Genomic DNA, 19200 nt, shown 5'->3' with positions numbered 1-19200 from the left:
GTGAGATTAGTCGGCGGCCCGGGCGGTCGCGGAGCCGTCCACGGCGAAGGTCTCGCCGTTGGCCGGGACCCCGACGCCGCGCCAGCTGAACGGGAGGCCGCGCGCGGTGTCCGGGTCGGGGCCGTCCATCAGCTGGAAGTGGAGGTGCGGCTCGGTGGAGTTGCCCGAGTTCCCGCAGCGGGCGAGGAGCTGGCCGGCCCGTACCCGGTCGCCGGCGCGGACGGCGAGCGAGCCGTGCTGGACATGGGCGTAGGCCGCGTGGACGCCGTCGCCGAGGTCGAGCACGATCCGGTTGCCGAAGACGGCGGCCGGGCCCGCCATGTCCCGCAGGGCGGACTCGGCGAGCAGCAGATAGGCGATCATCAGCGGGGAGTTACGGCTCAGATGGTCGCGCCGGCCGTCGGAGGCGTGGACGACGGTGGCGTCCGCGACGGCGAGCAGCGGGGCGCCGTAGGACGGGAAGTCCCGGTTGCGCCGGACAACGGGCCAGAGCCAGGCGAAGGCGGGGCGGCCGGGGGCGTCCGGGCCCTCGGGTTCGGCGAGGATGTCGACGGCGTACGTCTGTCCGTAGCCGTGGGTGCCGTGGCTGGGCACCTTGTCGGCGGGGCTGTTCAGGGTCGTCCAGCGGCCGGTGACCGGCGGCTCCACCTCGATCGGGGGCGGTCGCTTCTCGGGGGTGTGGTCCCTGGCCGCGCGGGCGTTCGAGGTGATGCCGAGGACCATCGCGGTGACGCCGAGCCCCAGAATCCACAGCGTGCCGATGGGGAGGTCGATCAGAAAGCTGGTGATCACCAGGACGATGAAGACGATCCAGAGGGCGCGGATCCCGGTCATGAGCGCTTTCCGGTTCCGCGCGGGCGGGCTGGGCGCGGGGGCGTTGGGCACGGGCGCGGGGGCGCTCGGCTCGGGCGCGTTGGGCCCGGGCACGGGCACGGTCGGCGCGGGCGCGCTCGGTTCCGGCGGATGCGGCGCGGGTGCGTTCCGTACCGGTGTGGACCCGGACAGATCGGGCGTGGGCGGGTTCGGTGCGGACATGCGTGTCCCCCGGGTTGTGGGTGTCGGTGCGGCCCGCCGTCGCGGGTTCACGGGCGGGCCGCGGTCAGGGCGACCAGCAGCGGCACCACCCGGACCGGGGGCACTTCGTAGCGTCCCCCGCCCGAGGCGTGCAGCCAGCCGGCGGCGGTGAGCCGGCGCAGATGGTGGTAGATCTGGCCCGTGGTGCCGAGGCCGTCGAGTTCGGCCAGCTCGGCGGCGGTGCGCCGGCCGCCGAGGATCTCGCGCAGCAGCCGCAGCCGTACGGCGTTGCCCAGCGCGGCGAAGGAGTCGGCCGTCTCGGTCCAGTCGCCGTCGAGGAGCGCGCCGGTGAGCGCGCCGTACTGCCATTCGTACCGCTCCCCGGTCGGCAGCCGGACGGCTCCGGTGAAGAGCACCCCGCCGTCGGCGGCACCGAGCGCGGCGAGCCGCTCCTTGAAGTCCTCCAGCGCCCGGAAGTCGTCCTCGCCGTCGGCGGCGGTGGCGGGAGCCGGGGCCGGGCCGCGCTCCTCCAGCGCGGCGAGCCTGCGCTCCAGCTCGGCGACGCGCTCGTCCAGTTCCATGCGTACCAATATACGTAAGTACGTACATACGTACGCCCAGGAGACGGCGAAGCCCCCGCTCCACCGGAGGGAGCGGGGGCTTCGCCGGACGTCCGATCAGCCGAAGAGGGCCGGAAGGGTCTCCTCGTGGGCGGTGCGCAGCTCGCTCAGCGCGATCCCGAACTCGCCCTGCAGCTCGATCTCATCGCCGTCCACCACACCGATACGGGCGGCGGGCAGCCCGCGCGCGCCGCACATGTCGGTGAAGCGCAGCTCCTCGCTGCGCGGCACCGAGACGACCGCGCGCCCCGCCGACTCGCTGAACAGGAAGGTGAACGCGTCCAGACCGTCCGGGACGACCAGCCGCGCGCCCTTGCCGCCGCGCAGACACGACTCGACCACGGCCTGGATCAGACCGCCGTCCGACAGATCGTGCGCCGCGTCGATCATTCCGTCGCGCGAGGCGGAGATCAGGATCTCGCCCAGCAGCTTCTCCCGGTCGAGGTCGACCTTCGGCGGCAGACCGCCGAGGTGGTCGTGGACGACCTGGGACCAGGCCGAGCCGCCGAACTCCTCCGCGGTGTCCCCGAGCAGATAGAGCAGCTGCCCCTCCTCCGCGAACGCGATCGGGGTCCGGCGGTTGACGTCGTCGATCACGCCGAGCACCGCGACCACGGGCGTCGGGTGGATCGCGGTCTCGCCGGTCTGGTTGTACAGCGACACATTGCCGCCGGTGACCGGGGTGCCCAGCTGCTGACAGGCGTCCGCGAGACCGCGGACGGCCTCGGCGAACTGCCACATCACGTCCGGGTCCTCGGGCGAGCCGAAGTTCAGACAGTCCGAGACGGCCAGCGGCCGGGCGCCGGTGGCGGCGACATTGCGGTACGACTCCGCCAGCGCGAGCTGCGCCCCGGTGTACGGGTCGAGCTTGGTGTAGCGGCCGTTGCCGTCGGTCGCCATCGCGACGCCGAGATCGGTGCTCTCGTCGACGCGGACCATGCCCGCGCCCTCGGGCTGGGCCAGCACGGTGTTGCCCTGGACGAACCGGTCGTACTGATCGGTGATCCACGCCTTCGACGCCTGGTTCGGCGAGGCCACCAGCTTCAGGACCTGCTCGCGCAGCTCCGCTGCCCCGGCCGGCCGGGGCAGCAGGCCCGCGTCGTCCGCCTGGAGGGCGTCCTGCCAGGAGGGCCGGGCGTACGGGCGCTGGTAGACCGGGCCCTCGTGGGCGACGGTGCGCGGCGGCACGTCCACGATCTGCTCGCCGTGCCAGAAGATCTCCAGCCGCTCGCCCTCGGTGACCTCGCCGATGACGGTGGCGATCACGTCCCACTTCTCGCAGATCTCCAGGAAGCGTTCGACCTTCCCGGGCTCCACGATCGCGCACATGCGCTCCTGCGACTCGCTCATGAGGATCTCCTCGGGCGAGAGCGTCGCGTCGCGCAGCGGCACGGTGTCCAGATCCACCCGCATACCGCCGGAGCCGGCGCTCGCCAGCTCGGAGGTGGCGCAGGAGAGCCCGGCGCCGCCGAGGTCCTGGATGCCCGCGACGAGCTTCTCCCGGAAGATCTCCAGGGTGCACTCGATGAGGAGCTTCTCCTGGAACGGGTCGCCGACCTGGACGGCGGGGCGCTTGGCCGGGCCGGTGCTCTCGAAGGTCTCGGAGGCGAGCACCGAGACCCCGCCGATGCCGTCGCCGCCGGTGCGGGCGCCGTACAGGATGACCTTGTTGCCCGGTCCCGACGCCTGCGCGAGGTGGATGTCCTCGTGCTTCATCACACCGATGCAGCCCGCGTTGACCAGCGGATTGCCCTGGTAGCAGGGGTCGAAGACGACCTCGCCGCCGATGTTCGGCAGGCCCAGGCAGTTGCCGTAGCCGCCGACGCCCGAGACGACGCCGGGCAGCACCCGGCGGGTGTCGGGGTGGTCGGCCGCGCCGAACCGCAGCGGGTCGACCACGGCGACCGGGCGCGCGCCCATCGCCAGGATGTCGCGGACGATGCCGCCGACGCCGGTGGCCGCGCCCTGGTAGGGCTCGATGTAGGAGGGGTGGTTGTGCGACTCGACCTTGAAGGTCACCGCGTACCCCTGGCCGACGTCGACGACGCCCGCGTTCTCGCCGATGCCGACGAGCATGGCGTCGTTCTCGGGGACCTTCTCGCCGAACTGCCGCAGATGGACCTTGCTCGACTTGTACGAGCAGTGCTCGGACCACATGACGCTGTACATCGCCAGCTCGGCGCCGGTGGGACGGCGGCCCAGGATCTCCCGGATCCGCGCGTACTCGTCCTGCTTGAGGCCGAGTTCGGCCCACGGCTGGTCGGTTTCGGGCGTGACGGTGGCGTGCTTGACCGTATCGAGGCTCATGCCGTGACCAGCTTCTTGATGACGGAGGTGAAGAAGGCGAGACCGTCGGTGCGGCCGGTGCCGATCAGGGGCTCCACCGCGTGCTCGGGGTGCGGCATCAGGCCCACGACATTGCCCTCGGCGTTGGTGACGCCCGCGATGTCGCGGAGCGAGCCGTTGGGGTTGCCGTCGAGATAGCGGAAGGCGACCCTGCCCTCGGCCTCCAGTTCGTCCAGCACCCGCTCGTCGGCGACATAACGGCCGTCGATGTTCTTCAGGGGTACGGAGATCTCCTGGCCGGCCGTGTAGTCGGCGGTCCAGGCGGTCTCCGCGTTCTCCACCCGCAGCTTCTGGTCGCGGCAGATGAAGTGGAGGTGATTGTTGCGGAGCATCGCGCCCGGCAGGAGATGCGACTCGGTGAGGATCTGGAAGCCGTTGCAGATGCCGAGGACCGGCAGCCCCGCCCTGGCCTGATCGATGATCGTCTCCATCACGGGCGAGAACCGGGAGATGGCCCCGGCCCGCAGATAGTCGCCGTAGGAGAAGCCTCCGGCGAGGACCACGGCGTCGACCTGCTTGAGGCTTTTGTCCCGGTGCCAGAGGGAGACGGGCTCGGCGCCCGCGAGCCGTACGGCCCGCAGACTGTCCCGGTCGTCCAGCGTGCCGGGGAAGGTGACGACCCCGATCCGGGTGTTGCCGAGGCTCGGGGAGCCGGCCCCGGCGGCGGAGGACGGGACCGCGGTCACGACTCCACCCTGACGACGAAGTCCTCGATGACGGTGTTGGCGAGGAACGTTTCGGCCATCTTGTGGATGCGGGCGAGGGCGTCGTCGTCGACCGGTCCCTCCACCTCCAGTTCGAAGCGCTTCCCCTGACGGACGTCCGCGATGCCGTCGAAACCGAGACGGGGCAGCGCGCGCTGCACGGCCTGTCCCTGCGGGTCGAGGATCTCGGGCTTGAGCATGACGTCGACTACGACGCGTGCCACGGGCACTCCCGGTGATGTGGTGCGAAGGCGGTCCGCCCAGCGTACCCGGCCAAGAAATCTACTCGCGTAGATATGGGTGGATTTCCGAGGCCCCCAAGACGGAACACGGACGGAACACGACAGCCTCCGACCAGGCGTAACCGGCGTCGAAAATCACGGAAAATAACCCGCTCGTCATTGATCGGACACGCGCACATAATTGGGTGGGCTTCACAATGCACCACCGATCGCTGTACAAAGGAATGCAGAGGACAGCACTTTTACCCCCTCGACCGCCGGAATGCCGGTATCACCGCACGTCAGAACCTGTGATCGTGCGGGGTGCCTCGGGAAAGGACCGATATCCGTGGCTCAACGAGTAGTGGTCACGCTCTTCGACGACATCGACGGCGGAGAAGCGGCGGAAACGGTCAGCTTCGGCCTGGACGGGAAGTCGTACGAGATCGACCTCAATCCCGCCAATGCAAAGAAACTGCGCAAGGCCCTGGCGCCCTACCTGGCGGCCGGGCGGAAGCAGGCGGCCGGGTCCGGCCGGCGCGGCCGGACGGGACGGCCCGTGACGTACACGCACACCGCGCTGGAGCCCGCGCCCGCCGCCGTGCGCGCCTGGGCCCAGTCCAACAAGATGGACGTGCCCGCGCGAGGGCGTATCCCCAGGGCCGTCTACGAGGCGTTCCGCGAGGCGAGTTGAGCGAGGCGGACGGCTCGCGCCGACTCGGCCCCGAAGCCGAGTTGCGCAGCACCCCCCACCGTCCGCTAGAGTTTGGATCACGCCGAGGGGCAAGGCCGCAAAGGCCCCACCTCAGCAGCGTGCGGGTGTAGTTCAGTAGTAGAACATCCCCCTTCCAGGGGGAAGGCGCAGTGTGCAATTCCTGTCACCCGCTCTCATCGCTCGACCGACCACCTCTGTGGATCAGGTAGAGTGATGCACGCACCGCCCGGTGAAAGCCGTGCGGAGGCATGCGGACGTAGCTCAGTTGGTAGAGCGCAACCTTGCCAAGGTTGAGGTCGCCAGTTCGAACCTGGTCGTCCGCTCAGAGTATGAGACCCCGATTCTGATTCAGAGTCGGGGTCTTCTTCATGTGGGGCTTCTTCGTCCGGGGCTTCGGATTCCGGGTGAGGGGCTCTCGGGCAGGGGATCTCGTCCGAGGATCTCGTCCGGGGCTCTCGCGCGAGTTGATTGTCAGGGACCTGCCATTGGGCATGACATTTGTCAGCCCGGGCGGTGACAGGGCGCACTGCCCCCGGCCGCCCGGCGGCGGAAAGCTGGGGCCATGACCACGGACAAGCATGTGATCACGGTGGACGACCTGCGGCGGAGCTACACGGGCGGCTTCGAAGCCGTCGGCGGAATCTCCTTCTCGGTCGCGCGCGGCGAGATCTTCGCCCTGCTCGGGACGAACGGCGCGGGCAAGACCTCCACCGTCGAGCTGCTGGAAGGGCTCGCCTCCCCCAGCGCCGGAACGGTACGGGTGCTCGGCCACGACCCGTACCGCGAGCGCGCCGCCGTACGCCCCCGGATCGGCGTGATGCTCCAGGAGGGCGGCTTTCCCTCCGATCTGACCGTGGCCGAGACCACCCGGATGTGGGCGGGCTGCACCAGCGGCGCCCGGCCGACGGCCGAGGCGCTGGAGCTGGTGGGGCTCGGCGACCGGGCCCGCGTACGCGTCAAGCAGCTCTCCGGCGGCGAACGGCGCCGGCTGGATCTCGCGCTGGCGCTGCTGGGACGGCCCGAGGTGCTCTTCCTCGACGAGCCCACCACCGGACTGGACGCCGAAGGCCGGCGCGACACCTGGGACTTGGTCCGGGCGCTGCGCGACACCGGCACCACCGTGCTGCTGACCACGCACTATCTGGAGGAGGCCGAGTCGCTCGCCGACCGGCTGGCGATCATGCACCAGGGCCGGATCGTGACCACCGGCACACCCGCCGAGGTGACCGGCTCCCGGCCCGCCCGGATCCGCTTCACCCTCCCCGACGGAGTGCCGGCGGGCCGGCTGCCGCTCTCGCTCCGCGCCGCGGCCGAGGGACGCCAGATCTCGATCCGCACCCTCGACCTCCAGGAGTCGCTGGGCGAACTCCTCCGGTGGGCCGGGGAGTCGGGCATACGGCTGGAGGGGCTCGACGCGCGGTCGGCCTCCCTCGAAGAGGCCTTCCTGGAGATCGCGCGGACCGATATGGCGGGTGTGTGACATGACGACGACGGCAAACGGAACGAGCGGAACGAGAGGGTCGACCGGGGTGACCGGAGGAGCGGGTACGGCCGGAGCGGCAGGGACGGCGGGGGCTACCGGGACGGCCGGGGGCGGCGCGGGGCGCGGGACGACGGCGGCGGGCCGGCTGGCCTCGCTCGGCCGGGCCGAGCTGACCCTGCTCATCCGGAATCGGACCGCCCTCTTCGTGGCGCTGCTGCTGCCCGCCCTCGGCGTGGTCGGACTCAGCTCCTCGCTGGAGCAGATCGATCTCGGCAAGGCCGGGATGAGCGTCGCCGAGGCCGCGATGACCAGCGGAATCGGCATGGTGCTGATCCTCGTCGTCCACCTCAATCTGGTCTCCGCCTATGTGGCCCGGCGCGAGGAGCTGGTGCTCAAGCGGCTGCGCACCGGCGAGGTCGCGGACCGCGAGATCCTCGCCGGGACCGCGCTGCCCGCCGTCGGACTGGCGTTCGCGCAGTGCGCGGTGCTGGTGGCGGGCGGGGTCGTCCTCCTCGACCTGGACGCGCCCGCCCGGCCGGATCTGCTGATCGCGGGCGTGGCGGTCGGCGTGGTGCTGATGGCCGCCCTGGCGGCGGTCACGGCGGCGTTCACCCGGACCGTGGAGAGCGCGCAGATCACCACCATGCCGATGTTCCTGGTCTCGGTCGCCGGCTCGGGGCTCTTCTTCCCGGTGGAGCTGATGCCCGAGAAGATGGCGTCAATCTGCGAGCTGCTTCCGCTGACCGGGGTGATGACCCTGGTCAGGGCGGGCTGGCTCGGCGGCGCGGAGAGCGGCGAGCTGACGGGCGCCGCGCTGACCGCGCTGGTGTGGGTCGCGCTCTCGGTGTTTGCTGTCCAGCGGTGGTTCCGCTGGGAACCCCGGCGCTGAGAGGCGTCCGGCGGACGGAGTTCTGGGGTATGCGGTGCGGGTGAAGGGCTGGAGCGGGCGCAGCGGACTGGCCAAGGTGGATCTGTACTCCCGGGGCACGGTCTATCTGATCCTCTGGGTGGGCGTGCTGACGCTGATCGCCCTGCTGCTGTCCCACACCGTGCGCCGGAGCGGGCCGCCCCTGGTGCTGCTGATCGCCGGGCTCGCGCTGGCGCTCACGACGGGGGTGCTCTGCTCGAAGCTCGCACGGCGCGCGATGGACGCCTATCTGGGGCAGGGGCGGGTGCCCGGCAGGCTGCTCGCCCGGACCACGCTCGTGGTCGCGGCGACGACCGGCGTCGGCGGGGCGCTGGCGGCCATCGCCGGAGAGCCCGATCTGCTGGCGACCGTGCTGGTGATGGCGGTGCTGCCGCTGTCGTCCGTACACGCCCTGATGGTGCCCAACCGGGTCACCGTGCTGGTCCAGACGGCCGGTGTCGCGGTGCTCTTCGCCGTACTGCTGCCGGCCGGGATGCCGGTGTGGGCGGCCCTGCTCACCGCGCTGTTCACCGGGCTCATCACCGCCTGGATGGCGTTCACCGCCCGGGTGTCGATGTGGATGCTCGCGGTGATGTGGGAGCTGCGGGAGGCCCGCGATGTGCAGGCCCGGCTCGCGGTCGCGGAGGAGCGGCTCCGCTTCGGCCGCGATCTGCACGACGTCATGGGCCGGAATCTCGCGGTCGTCGCGCTGAAGAGCGAGCTGGCGGTCCAGCTGGCCCGGCGCGGCCGGCCGGAGGCCGTGGACCAGATGCTGGAGGTGCAGCGCATCGCGCGGGAGACCCAGCGCGAGGTGCGGGACGTCGTACGCGGCTATCGCGAGGCGGATCTGCGGGTGGAGCTGGAGGGGGCGCGCGCGGTGCTGGAGGCGGCCGGGATCGCCTGCACCGTGGTCGTCGGGGAGCCGGCGCTGCCGGAGGAGGTCAGGTCGGCGCTGGGGTGGGTGGTCCGGGAGGCCACCACCAATGTGCTGCGGCACGGGGACGCGCGGCGCTGCACCGTGTCGCTGGGAGAAGTGGACGGCGGGGTGCGGCTCGTCGTCGAGAACGACGGTGCGGAGAGCGCCCCGGGCGGCGCGGCGCGGGCGGCCGCGGGCGGCGGCCCCTCGGGGGCCCCGGGGTCGGGGCTGGCCGGGCTCCGGGAGCGGCTCTCCGCGGTGGGCGGCGTCCTGGAGGCCGGCCCCGGCCGCGCCGGCCGCTTCCGGCTGACCGCCACCGTCCCCCTGCCGGAACGGAACCCGGCACGGGCGGCGGATCCGGCGTGAGGGGCGGATCCGGCGTGAGGGGGTGCGGGGCGGGTGCGGACGGCACCGGTACGGGCGGGTCCGGGGGTGCGGGTCCGGTACGGGCCGGTACGACGGGTCCGGTACGGGCCGGTACGGCGCGGTGGTCCGGCCGGGCGCCGGGCGTGGGCGGGCGTGGGATCGTGGGGCGCGGGCGGCGGGCCCGGGTCGTCGGCGGCGGCGGCGGCCGGAACGGGCAGCGGACGGTGACGGCCCGGGCGGGCACGGACCCGTATGACGACACCGGGGCAGCGGCCGCCGTCCCCGGACAAGGAAGGGCGGCATGGGCGGCATGACCGTACGCGTACTCCTCGCAGACGACGAGCATCTGATCCGCGGCGCGCTCGCCGCGCTCCTCGCGCTGGAGGACGATCTCGAAGTGGTCGCCGAGGCGGCCTCCGGCACCGAGGCGCTCGCCATGGCGCTCGCCCACCGGCCCGATGTCGCGGTGCTCGATCTTCAGATGCCGGGCGCGGACGGTGTGAGTGTCGCCACATCCCTGCGGGCCGAACTGCCCGGCTGCCGGACGATGATCGTGACCAGCCACGGCCTGCCCGGCCATCTGAAACGGGCGCTCACGGCCGGTGTGCGGGGTTTTGTCCCCAAGACGCTGAGCGCTCAGCGGCTCGCCGAGATCATCCGTACCGTCCATGCCGGAAATCGCTATGTGGACCCCGAGTTGGCGGCCGACGCGATCTCCGCCGGGGACTCGCCGCTGACCGCGCGGGAGGCGGAGGTGCTGGAGCTGGCGGCGGACGGCGCGCCGGTCGCGGAGATCGCGGAGCGGGCGTCGCTGTCGCAGGGAACGGTGCGGAACTATCTCTCGTCGGCCGCCTCGAAACTGGGCGCGGAGAACCGGCACACGGCGGCCCGTCTCGCGCGCCGGCGCGGTTGGGTATAGTTGGCCTCGCGCCACGGCGCATGCGGACGTAGCTCAGTTGGTAGAGCGCAACCTTGCCAAGGTTGAGGTCGCCAGTTCGAACCTGGTCGTCCGCTCCGATGAAAGGCCCCGGACCTGCACCGCAGGTCCGGGGCCTTTCTCATGCCCCCGCGCGGCGCGCTAGGACCAGGGCGTACCGGTCAGCAGCTCGTACGCCTCCAGATACTTCGCGCGGGTCGCCGCCACGACCTCCGGGGGCAGCGCGGGCGGCGGCTGCTCGCTCCGGCGGTCCCAGCCGGACGCGGGCGAGGTCAGCCAGTCCCGTACGTACTGCTTGTCGTACGAGGGCTGGGCGCGGCCCGGCTCCCAGGTCGCGGCGGGCCAGAAGCGGGAGGAGTCCGGGGTCAGCACCTCGTCGGCGATGATCAGATTCCCGTCGTCGCCGACGCCGAACTCGAACTTGGTGTCGGCGAGGATGATGCCCCGGTCGCGGGCGATGTCACGGGCCCGGCCGTAGACGGCGAGCGTCGACTGCCGCAGCAGGGCGGCGGTCTCCGCGCCGACCTGGCGGGCGACCTCCTCGTAACTGACGTTCTCGTCGTGATCGCCGACGGCCGCCTTGGTGGCCGGGGTGAAGATCGGCGCGGGCAGCTCGGAGCCGTCGGTGAGGCCCTCGGGGAGGGCGAGACCGCAGACCGTGCGGCTGTCGTTGTACTCGGCGAGGCCCGAGCCGGTGAGATAGCCGCGGGCGACGCACTCGACGGGGATCATCCGCAGCGAGGTGCAGACCAGGGTGCGGCCCTCCCAGTCGGCGGGGGCGCCGGCGGGCAGCTCGGTGGAGAGCACATGGTTCGGGACGAGGTCCGACAGCCGGTCGAACCACCAGAGGGAGAGCTGGGTGAGCACCCGTCCCTTGTCGGGGATCTCGGTGGGGAGCACCCAGTCGTAGGCGGAGATGCGGTCGCTGGCGACCATGACAAGCTCACCCGCCTCGTTCTGGTACAGATCGCGCACCTTGCCGGTGTGCAGATGAACCAGGCCCGGCACCTGAAGCGGTTCGGGCTTTTCTACGAATCCGGACACGGTTCCTCCCCGTGGTTCTGAACTAATGATTCCGATTCTCCCGTATCCGGGGTCGGGCACTGGGGGCGGGGCCGGGGGTGGGTCCGGGGGCGGGGTCCTGGGCCGGGATCCGGGGCTCGGTTTCGGGGCTCGGATCCGGGGCGGTGTCAGTCGCGCTTGCAGATGCGGTCGAGGAGGTTGGCCGTCGCGCGCTGGATGCGGGAGTCGACGTGACCGGGCCGGTCGAGCGCCGGGGACCAGGCGAAGGTGCCGGAGGCGAAGACCAGCGCGCCGGAGGGGGCCCGGTAGAGGGAGGTCTCCTGGTGGCGGGTGACTCCCTCGGCGTCCCGGTACGGGGAGTGGGCGAGCAGGATGCGGCGCAGATGCTCGGGCAGCGAGGTGCGCGGGAAGTAGCGGTCGGCCTCGGCGGCGACCATGCCGGGCAGCTCGTCGCCGTCGCCCGCGCCGGTCGACTCCCAGAGCCAGTGGTGCGCGTTCCGTACGACCAGCGGATACGGCTGGGGCACCCGCCCCGCGTACTGGATGCCGAGCAGATGCTGCTCGGCCCGGTCGGCCTCCCGCCACAGGGCGGATTTCCCGGGGCCCCGGCGCTTTCGGCAGGTCAGCAGCCGGTCGGGTACGCCGGAGGGCGACGGGCCCAGCTCCACCTGCCAGTACATGGTGTTGGCGGAGAGGAAGACGAGCGAGGTGCCGTGGTCGCGGGCGGTCTCGACGGTGCGGCGCATGGGGACCGACCAGTACTCGTCGTGGCCGGGGAAGACCAGGCCCCGGTAGCGGGTGGGGTCGATGTTCCCGGCGTGCAGATCGCGGGCGTCCGCGTAGGCGAGGTCGTAGCCGTAGCGCTCGGCGAAGCGGATGAAGTCGTAGGCGTGGCCGATGTGGAGCGGCAGGCCCGCGCCCGCGTAGGGGCGGTCGAAGGAGACGGTGACGGCCGCGTGCTTCTCGCCGAGCAGCCGGCCGTCCTCGTCCCACGCGTGGTAGAGGCTCGCGCCGGTGCGGCCGTCCTCGGGGTAGAGGTTGTACGCCTGCCAGGTGATGTCCGGGAGGAGCAGCAGCAGGTCGGCGGGGTGGCTGTCGCGGACGGTGAAGGGGATGTGGGAGCGGTGGCCGTCGGCGGTGGTGAGGACGGCGACATACGCGCCGATCGCCCAGTAGGACGGGATCTGGAGCCGCCAGGAGAGCCACCAGTGGTGGCAGGAGACCGTGCGGTGGGCGGCGAGCGGGGTCGGCTGGACGATGCCGGAGAGACGCGGGCTGGTGGTGATCTTGGACGCGCCGTGGCCCGCGTAGTGGCCGATGCGGTAGACGTCGACGGAGAACTGCTGGGGCGGGTCCACGGTGATGTGGAAGTCGATCGATTCGCCGGGGGCGACCGCGCCGTTGGAGGCGAAGCCCTTGATCTGGCGGCGCACATCGTCGGCGCTGCGGGGGCCCCGGGCGGTGTGGCGGCGTTCGGGCCGCTCGGAGCGTCCGGAGCCTGCGGGCCGTGCGGATCCCTCTGATCCCTCGCATCCCTCGGACCCCTCGGCCCGTTCGGAGCGGGCGTACCAGGGGACGAGGCGGCCGGCGCCGTCGACATAGCTCTCCGCACCGCGGAGCCAGGGGAGGGGGCCCTGCCCGAAGGGATCGGACACGGCATGGGCGAGCGCCCCCGATTCCCACCGCCGGACGTGCTCAGCCCCCATGCGCCCTCCCTCGCCGCCCCCGGACAGCCCTCACCGCGCCGCTCTCCCGACGCCCGCCTCCAGCACATCACATAACGCACGCGGGCCGTCACCCTTCGTCGTGAATTGTTGAGGTCCCGGGGGAAGTCCGGGGAGGTCCGGGGTGGTTCGCAGAGGTTCGCAGAGGTCCGGGGAGGTTCGGGGAGGCCCGAGGGGCGCGGGCGGCGGGGGCGGGGCGCGGGGGCGTGGGCGGCGACGCTGGGGCGCGGGGGCTCGATGGCGCGGGGCTTTCGGGCGCGGGCGCTCGGGCCGGGGCGCGGGCCGTGAGCCGGGCGCGGGTGGGGTGCGTCGGAGGGGCGGGTCCGGTCGGGTGGTCGTCAGACCAGGCGGACGGGCTTCTCCGGGCGGACGCCGACCCCAGCGAGCCAGAGGCCGAGCGGTCGCGGGTCGCCGTCCTCGGTGAGGCTGAGCACCGGGGACATCAGATCGCTGCCGCGGACGCCCCTGATCAGCAGAACGGGCCCGTCGAGCCAGTCGAGCCCGGGTGCGGCGCCCGCGGTGTCGACCGCCGCGCAGCACACCATCGCGATGACATGGTCGGCGAGCAGCTCCCGTCCGGTGCGCGGCGGCTGGAGGGGGAAGAGGGGCAGCGGGTCCGCGCCCCAGCCGTTGAGCACGTCTCCCGGGCTCTTGGCGACGGGGGCGGCCGCCGCCGTCCGCTGCCGGGCGGCCTCCTCGCGGGCGACCTCGGCGCCGATGGCCTCCGCGAGATCCTCCCCGGCGTCCGCACCGCCGCCGGAGAGATGCGCCAGCACGCGGTCGAGGGTGGGGCCGTCGGGCCGGCTGGCGGGGGTGACCCCGAGGCCGTCGAGCACTCGGTGGAGCCGGGCCGCCTCCGTACGCCATTTGCGGTCCACGACCTCTTCCGGATACTGCTGCCAGTCCACCGGGGACCAGCCGACGCCGGTCTCGGCGGGGCCGCCGTGGAAGAGCCGGGCGGCGAGCAGGGAGGCGGCCTCGTCCACCGCGCCGGGCTCCTCCAGCAGATCGCAGGCGGGGCGGTCCCCGAGCCGGGAGGCGAACCCCTCGGCGAGGCGGTCGCGGCGGGACAGCTCGGTGAGCGCGGAGACCACTCCGGCGTCGAGCCGGGAGGGCCAGCGGCCCATGCGCCAGGCGGGCAGCGCGACCCGGGTCAGCAGCCGGTCCCACCCGGCGTACGCCAGGCCGACCTGCTCCTGGGCGACGATCCGCAGTCCGTAGTCGACGGTCTGGGCGCGCTCGGACGCGGCGGCGGCCACCCCGCGCTCCATCTCACCGGCGTACGCCTGGCAGCTGTGGAGCAGGAAGCGGGCGATCCCGCCGACGAGACCGAGGGCCGCCGCCCGGACGAACCGGACGGGGGATATGGACCGCTCCGGTCCGGGGGCGGCCGCCACGGCGACCGCCGCGTCGAGCCCGCGGACGAAACGGCGGGCCGCGGCTATGTCGGGGTGCGCGGCGGGCGCGGTGCCCGCGACGACGGGCGCGAGCAGGGCCCGCAGCTCGGCGACCCGCATCCACCAGAGGAAGGGCGAGCCGATCACCAGCACGGGCGCCTCGGCGGTGCGCCGGCCGCGCCTCTTGCGGATGGCGTGGGGCAGGGCGTGGGCGGGGTGGGTACGGTCCTCCAGCCAGCTGTCGCAGTCGGGGGTGAGCGCGAGCGCGGAGGGCGCGGGGACGTCGAGCCGCTCGGCCAGATCCCTGACCAGCCGATACAGATCGGGGGCGGCCCGCTCGGCGAGCTGGACGGTGGGGCTGAGCGCGGGCGAGGCCCGTACGATCACGGCCGTCACCGCGGCGGCGAGCAGCAGCGCGACCAGCGCGAGGACGCCGAAGAACCAGCGGGCGGCGTCCCAGGCATCGCCGCGCATATGGCCGGTGCTCTCGCCGGCGAGCAGCACCACGGCGACGGCCGCGGGCAGCAGGGCGACGGCGAGGGCCCGGCCGCGGACGCGCAGCACGGCCAGTGCCCGCGAGCGCGCGGCCCGCGCGCCGATCGACTCACCGATGCCGGTATCGGACACGGTCGGTCATCACCCCCTCTGCCCTGCGACGGTCTGGGTGCACTCCCCCACTGTGGCACCCGCCACTGACATCGCAATGCCGGTGGGCCAAGTGCCGGAACGCCTCCGCCGCACCCTAGTTGGGGGTTCGCCGGGCGTCATCCGGATGGCTCAGCCGTCACTCGATGGAATGGCTTTGGGTAAAGGTGCTGGCGGGTGTGGGGCAGCGGCTGTCCACTTCCGCGCCGGATGGACCGGGTGGGGGCTGTGGGGCGTCTGAGCTGCGGGTGTTCTGTGTGCTCGGCGGGTCCGGCGGGGCTTTCGGATCCGGCGGGGCTTTCGGGTCCGGCGGGGCTTGCGGGTTCAGCGGGTCCTGCGAGGTGCGGGGACGGGCCGGAGGGGTACAAGGGTCCGCCCGGGCCGCGTCGCCGCCGCGCCCCGGCCGTCCCGTACACCCGGCGGCACAGGGGCGGGACGGCCGACGGGACGGGCCCGCCGACTCGCGTACCCGCCCCGCGCCCGGTCCGGCTCACGCCCCGGCTGCCTCCGCGATCCCGGCTGCCCCGGCGGGCCCATCGGCCCCGGCCGCCTCAGCGTCCTCCGCCGCCTCGCGGGCGATGTCGGTGCGGTGCTGGGACCCGTCCAGACGGATCCGGTCCACCGCCGCGTACGCGCGCTCCCGCGCCTGTCGCAGATCCCGTCCGGTCGCGGTGACGGAGAGCACCCGGCCGCCCGCGCTCACGACCGCGTCGCCGTCCCGGCGGGTGCCGGCGTGCAGGACGTACGCGTGCGGGGCGTCCCGCGCCGCGACCTCGTCCAGGCCCTCGATCGGGTCGCCGGTACGCGGGGTGTCCGGGTAGTTGTGGGACGCGACGACCACGGTGACCGCGGCCTCGTCGAGCCACCGCAGCGGCGGCTGGTCGTCCAGCGCGCCGTTGGCGGCGCGCAGCAGCACCCCGGCGAGCGGGGTGCGCAGCCGGGCCAGCACGACCTGGGTCTCCGGGTCGCCGAAGCGGGCGTTGAACTCGATGACCCGCACCCCGCGCGAGGTGATCGCGAGACCCGCGTACAGCAGTCCCGCGAAGGGGGTGCCCCGGCGGCGCAGCTCGTCCACGGTGGGCTGGAGGACGGTGGTCATGACCTCGTCGACCAGCTTGGGGTCGGCCCAGGGCAGGGGCGAGTACGCGCCCATGCCGCCGGTGTTGGGGCCCTCGTCGCCGTCAAGGGCGCGCTTGAAGTCCTGGGCGGGGGTGAGCGGGAGGACGGTCTCGCCGTCGGTGATGGCGAAGAGGGAGACCTCGGGGCCGTCGAGATACTCCTCGATCACCACCCGGCCGCAGGCGACGGCGTGCTCGCGGGCGGCGGCGAGGTCGTCGGTGACGACGACGCCCTTGCCGGCCGCGAGGCCGTCGTCCTTGACGACGTAGGGAGCGCCGAAGGCGTCGAGCGCCTCGTCGATCTCCTCGGGGTTCGTACAGACGTAGCTGCGGGCGGTGGGCACGCCGGCCGCGGCCATCACGTCCTTGGCGAAGGCTTTGGAGCCCTCCAGCCGGGCGGCCTCGCCGGAGGGGCCGAAGCAGGGCACGCCGGCCGCGCGCACGGCGTCGGCGACCCCGGCGACGAGCGGCGCCTCAGGGCCGACGACGACGAGTCCTGCCTCCAGTTCGAGGGCGAGCCGGGCGACGGCGTCGCCGTCCAGCGCGTCGACCGGGTGCAGTTCGGCGACCTCGCCGATGCCGGCGTTGCCCGGCGCGCAGTGCACAGCGGTGACGTCGGGGTCGTGGGACAGAGAGCGGCACAGGGCGTGTTCGCGGGCGCCGCCGCCGATGACGAGGACCTTCACGGCAGTCAGCCTAACCGCCGACGCCGCCGGGACTGTACTCCCCTCCTAACCCGCCCCCTTTACTCGTTTGTGTATTCCTCCACCACGGTCGCGCCCAGCTCGCGCACGATCAGGTCGTGCCCGGAGAGGGCGGAGTCGACGAGATCGGGGTCGTCGTCCTCGGGGACGTCGTCCTCGGGGGAGACCGGCGGCGGGCTGTGCGCCGGGGCGGGCGCGGCGCGCGGCGGCTCGGCGGGGCCGGTCTGCTGCCCGGCGGACCCGGCGCTCCGCGGTCCGGGCTGGGCCGGGGCCTGCGCCGGGGGCGTCTGGGGCGGCGACTGCTGGTACTGCTGCGGTGCGGGGGCCCCGGAGGACTGCGGGGAGTACGGGGAGGGGGGCGCGGGCTGGGGCGGCCGGCCGCCGAAGCCGCCGCCACCGCCGCCTCCCCCGCTGCCGGGTCCGGCGGAACCTCCGGAGAGGTCGATGATCGCCTCGATCTTCCACTGCACGTTGAACTGCTCGGCGAGCGCCTGCTTCAGCACGTCCTCGCTGCCGCTGCCGGAGAAGTTGTCCCGGGCGCCCGCGTTGATGAAGCCGATCTGGAGGGTGGTGCCGTCGAAGCCGGTCACCTGCGCGTTCTGGCTGAGCAGGATCCAGGTGAAGCGCCGGCGGTTCTTGACGGCCTCCAGGATCTCCGGCCACATATTGCGGACCTGCGCCGCGCCCTGGGCCATGCCGGGCGCCTGCGCGGCGGGCGGCTGGGCCGCCGGGGCCTGCGGCTGGGCCGCGGGGGCGGGCGTCGGGGAGGCGGGCCGGGGGCCCTGACCCGGAGTGGAGGCGGTGGGCCAGCCACCGGGCCGCCGGGCCTCGGGAGCGGAGGCGGGAGCGGCAGGCGCTGAGGGCGCGGGCGCGGCGGCGGGCGCGGCGGGGGTGGACGCGGCGGGCCACGCGCCCGGCCGGGGCGCGGCGGACTCCTGCGACTGCGGCGGCTCGACGGGAGCCTCGGCCTGCGCAGGCTGTGCCTGTCCGGGCTGTGTTTGTACGGGCTGTGTTTGTACGGGCTGCGGCGGCGCGGGCTGTGCCTGTACGGGAGGCGCGACGGGGCCGTCGGGGCCCGGCATGTGCGGGGCGGCCTCCGGGCCGGGGACGTACCCCACGGGCGGACTCGCCGGGCCGGGCGGACCGGCCGAGAAGACGGGCGCCGGGCCGGCGGCCGGGCGGGCCGCCGCCCCGCGCTCCAGCCGGTCGAGCCTGGCCTGGGTCGAACGCTCGTCGTCGAAGGCGGCGGGCAGCAGCACCCGCGCGCAGATCAGCTCCAGCTGAAGCCGGGGGGAGGTGGCCCCGCGCATCTCGGTGAGCCCGGTGTTGACCAGATCGGCGGCCCGGCTCAGCTCGGCCGCGCCGAAGACGGACGCCTGCGCCTGCATGCGCTCCACGACGTCGACCGGGGCGTCGATCAGCCCCTTCTCCGCCGCGTCCGGCACGGCGGCCAGGATCACCAGATCCCGCAGCCGCTCCAGCAGATCGGCGACGAAGCGCCGGGGATCGTTCCCGCCCTCGATGACCCGGTCCACGACCTCGAACGCGGCCGCGCCGTCGCCCGCCGCGAAGGCGTCCACGACGGAGTCGAGCAGGGAGCCGTCGGTGTAGCCGAGGAGACCGGTGGCCATGGCATAGGTCACACCCTCCTCGGTCGCGCCGGCCAGCAGCTGGTCCATCACCGACATCGAGTCCCGCACGGATCCGGCCCCGGCCCGCACGACCAGCGGCAGCACCCCGTCCGCGACGGGGATCCGCTCCTTGCCGCAGACCTCGCCCAGATAGTCGCGCAGGGTGCTCGGGGGGACCAGCCGGAAGGGGTAGTGATGGGTGCGCGACCGGATGGTGCCGATGACCTTCTCGGGCTCGGTGGTCGCGAAGATGAACTTGAGATGCTCCGGGGGCTCCTCGACCACCTTCAGCAGGGCGTTGAAGCCCTGCGGGGTGACCATGTGGGCCTCATCGATGATGTAGATCTTGTACCGGCTGCTCGCGGGCCCGAAGAACGCCTTCTCCCGCAGATCGCGCGCGTCGTCCACGCCACCGTGCGAGGCGGCGTCGATCTCGATGACATCGATCGACCCCGGCCCGTTCCGCGCCAGGTCGCGGCAGGACTGGCACTCCCCGCAGGGAGTGGGCGTCGGCCCCTGCTCACAGTTCAGACAGCGGGCGAGAATGCGCGCACTGGTCGTCTTCCCGCACCCTCGCGGCCCGCTGAACAGATACGCGTGATTGACCCGGTTGTTCCGCAGGGCCTGCTGCAACGGGTCGGTGACATGCTCCTGCCCGATGACCTCGGCGAAGGACTCGGGACGATATCGGCGGTAGAGCGCAAGGGACGACACATCTACGAGGTTATC

Annotated in this window: 15 protein-coding genes and 3 tRNA genes; 8 read left to right on the top strand and 10 right to left on the bottom strand. The window is 73.1% G+C overall.

Annotated features, from left to right (window positions below):
• Positions 1 to 6 precede the first annotated feature (6 nt).
• From ACF089_RS32320 to purS, 5 genes are all read right to left on the bottom strand, one after another.
• A complete protein-coding gene (locus tag ACF089_RS32320; protein ID WP_392034533.1) occupies positions 7 to 834 on the bottom strand; it encodes a M23 family metallopeptidase in 828 nt (275 codons plus the stop codon).
• Positions 835 to 1082: 248 nt separating this feature from the next.
• Complete coding sequence (locus ACF089_RS32315; protein WP_392034530.1) at positions 1083 to 1595, bottom strand: ArsR/SmtB family transcription factor; 513 nt, start codon at positions 1593 to 1595, stop codon at positions 1083 to 1085.
• Positions 1596 to 1691: 96 nt separating this feature from the next.
• The gene (purL, locus tag ACF089_RS32310) at positions 1692 to 3941 is read right to left on the bottom strand and encodes a phosphoribosylformylglycinamidine synthase subunit PurL (protein WP_392034527.1); all 2250 of its coding nucleotides are present in this window, start codon (positions 3939 to 3941) and stop codon (positions 1692 to 1694) included.
• Positions 3938 to 4666 carry a phosphoribosylformylglycinamidine synthase subunit PurQ gene (gene purQ, locus ACF089_RS32305; RefSeq protein ID WP_392034524.1) on the bottom strand — a complete coding sequence of 243 codons (729 nt, stop codon included), beginning with the start codon at positions 4664 to 4666 and terminating at the stop codon, positions 3938 to 3940. Before purQ ends, purL begins: the two co-directional genes overlap by 4 nt.
• Positions 4663 to 4908 (bottom strand): phosphoribosylformylglycinamidine synthase subunit PurS, encoded by a 246-nt coding sequence (gene purS, locus ACF089_RS32300; RefSeq protein WP_392034521.1) that lies wholly within the window; start codon positions 4906 to 4908, stop codon positions 4663 to 4665. The genes purQ and purS overlap by 4 nt, the downstream gene beginning before the upstream one ends.
• 346 nt (positions 4909 to 5254) lie before the next feature.
• On the opposite strand from purS, the gene ACF089_RS32295 reads away from it, so the two are divergent.
• The 8 genes from ACF089_RS32295 (at position 5255) to ACF089_RS32260 (ending at position 10306) form a co-directional block, all read left to right on the top strand.
• Positions 5255 to 5599 (top strand): Lsr2 family protein, encoded by a 345-nt coding sequence (locus ACF089_RS32295; protein ID WP_392034518.1) that lies wholly within the window; start codon positions 5255 to 5257, stop codon positions 5597 to 5599.
• Positions 5600 to 5720: 121 nt separating this feature from the next.
• Positions 5721 to 5792: transfer RNA gene (locus tag ACF089_RS32290), tRNA-Gly, on the top strand.
• Positions 5793 to 5870: 78 nt separating this feature from the next.
• Positions 5871 to 5943, top strand: a tRNA-Gly gene (locus tag ACF089_RS32285).
• A gap of 239 nt (positions 5944 to 6182) precedes the next feature.
• On the top strand, positions 6183 to 7100 hold the full coding sequence (locus ACF089_RS32280) for an ABC transporter ATP-binding protein (RefSeq protein ID WP_392034515.1): 918 nt from the start codon (positions 6183 to 6185) through the stop codon (positions 7098 to 7100).
• Between the two features lies 1 nt (position 7101).
• Positions 7102 to 7992 (top strand): ABC transporter permease, encoded by an 891-nt coding sequence (locus ACF089_RS32275; protein WP_392034512.1) that lies wholly within the window; start codon positions 7102 to 7104, stop codon positions 7990 to 7992.
• 40 nt (positions 7993 to 8032) lie between these two features.
• Positions 8033 to 9292, top strand: coding sequence for a sensor histidine kinase (locus ACF089_RS32270; RefSeq protein ID WP_392034509.1), 1260 nt, complete (start codon positions 8033 to 8035; stop codon positions 9290 to 9292).
• A 310-nt stretch (positions 9293 to 9602) separates the two neighbouring features.
• Positions 9603 to 10211, top strand: a complete 609-nt coding sequence (locus ACF089_RS32265; protein WP_392034657.1) for a response regulator — start codon at positions 9603 to 9605, stop codon at positions 10209 to 10211.
• Positions 10212 to 10233: 22 nt separating this feature from the next.
• Positions 10234 to 10306: transfer RNA gene (locus tag ACF089_RS32260), tRNA-Gly, on the top strand.
• A gap of 64 nt (positions 10307 to 10370) precedes the next feature.
• Here the strand turns inward: ACF089_RS32260 and ACF089_RS32255 are convergent.
• The 5 genes from ACF089_RS32255 to ACF089_RS32235 all read right to left on the bottom strand — a co-directional run bounded on the left by ACF089_RS32255 (position 10371) and on the right by ACF089_RS32235 (position 19185).
• On the bottom strand, positions 10371 to 11273 hold the full coding sequence (locus ACF089_RS32255; protein WP_392034506.1) for a phosphoribosylaminoimidazolesuccinocarboxamide synthase: 903 nt from the start codon (positions 11271 to 11273) through the stop codon (positions 10371 to 10373).
• A 146-nt stretch (positions 11274 to 11419) separates the two neighbouring features.
• Positions 11420 to 12958: a N,N-dimethylformamidase beta subunit family domain-containing protein gene (locus ACF089_RS32250; protein ID WP_392034504.1), complete on the bottom strand. Its 1539-nt coding sequence runs from the start codon at positions 12956 to 12958 to the stop codon at positions 11420 to 11422.
• 356 nt (positions 12959 to 13314) lie between these two features.
• Positions 13315 to 15000 (bottom strand): hypothetical protein, encoded by a 1686-nt coding sequence (locus ACF089_RS32245; protein WP_392034501.1) that lies wholly within the window; start codon positions 14998 to 15000, stop codon positions 13315 to 13317.
• Positions 15001 to 15508: 508 nt separating this feature from the next.
• Entirely contained in the window at positions 15509 to 16822 is a 1314-nt protein-coding gene (gene purD / locus ACF089_RS32240; protein ID WP_392034498.1) for a phosphoribosylamine--glycine ligase, read from the bottom strand.
• Positions 16823 to 16881: 59 nt separating this feature from the next.
• On the bottom strand, positions 16882 to 19185 hold the full coding sequence (locus ACF089_RS32235) for a DNA polymerase III subunit gamma and tau (protein WP_392034495.1): 2304 nt from the start codon (positions 19183 to 19185) through the stop codon (positions 16882 to 16884).
• Positions 19186 to 19200: the final 15 nt, after the last annotated feature.

It is taken from the genome of Streptomyces sp. NPDC014894 (assembly GCF_043080985.1).
Lineage (GTDB): Bacteria > Actinomycetota > Actinomycetes > Streptomycetales > Streptomycetaceae > Streptomyces.
This window is presented reverse-complemented; position numbering and strand designations above follow the sequence as displayed.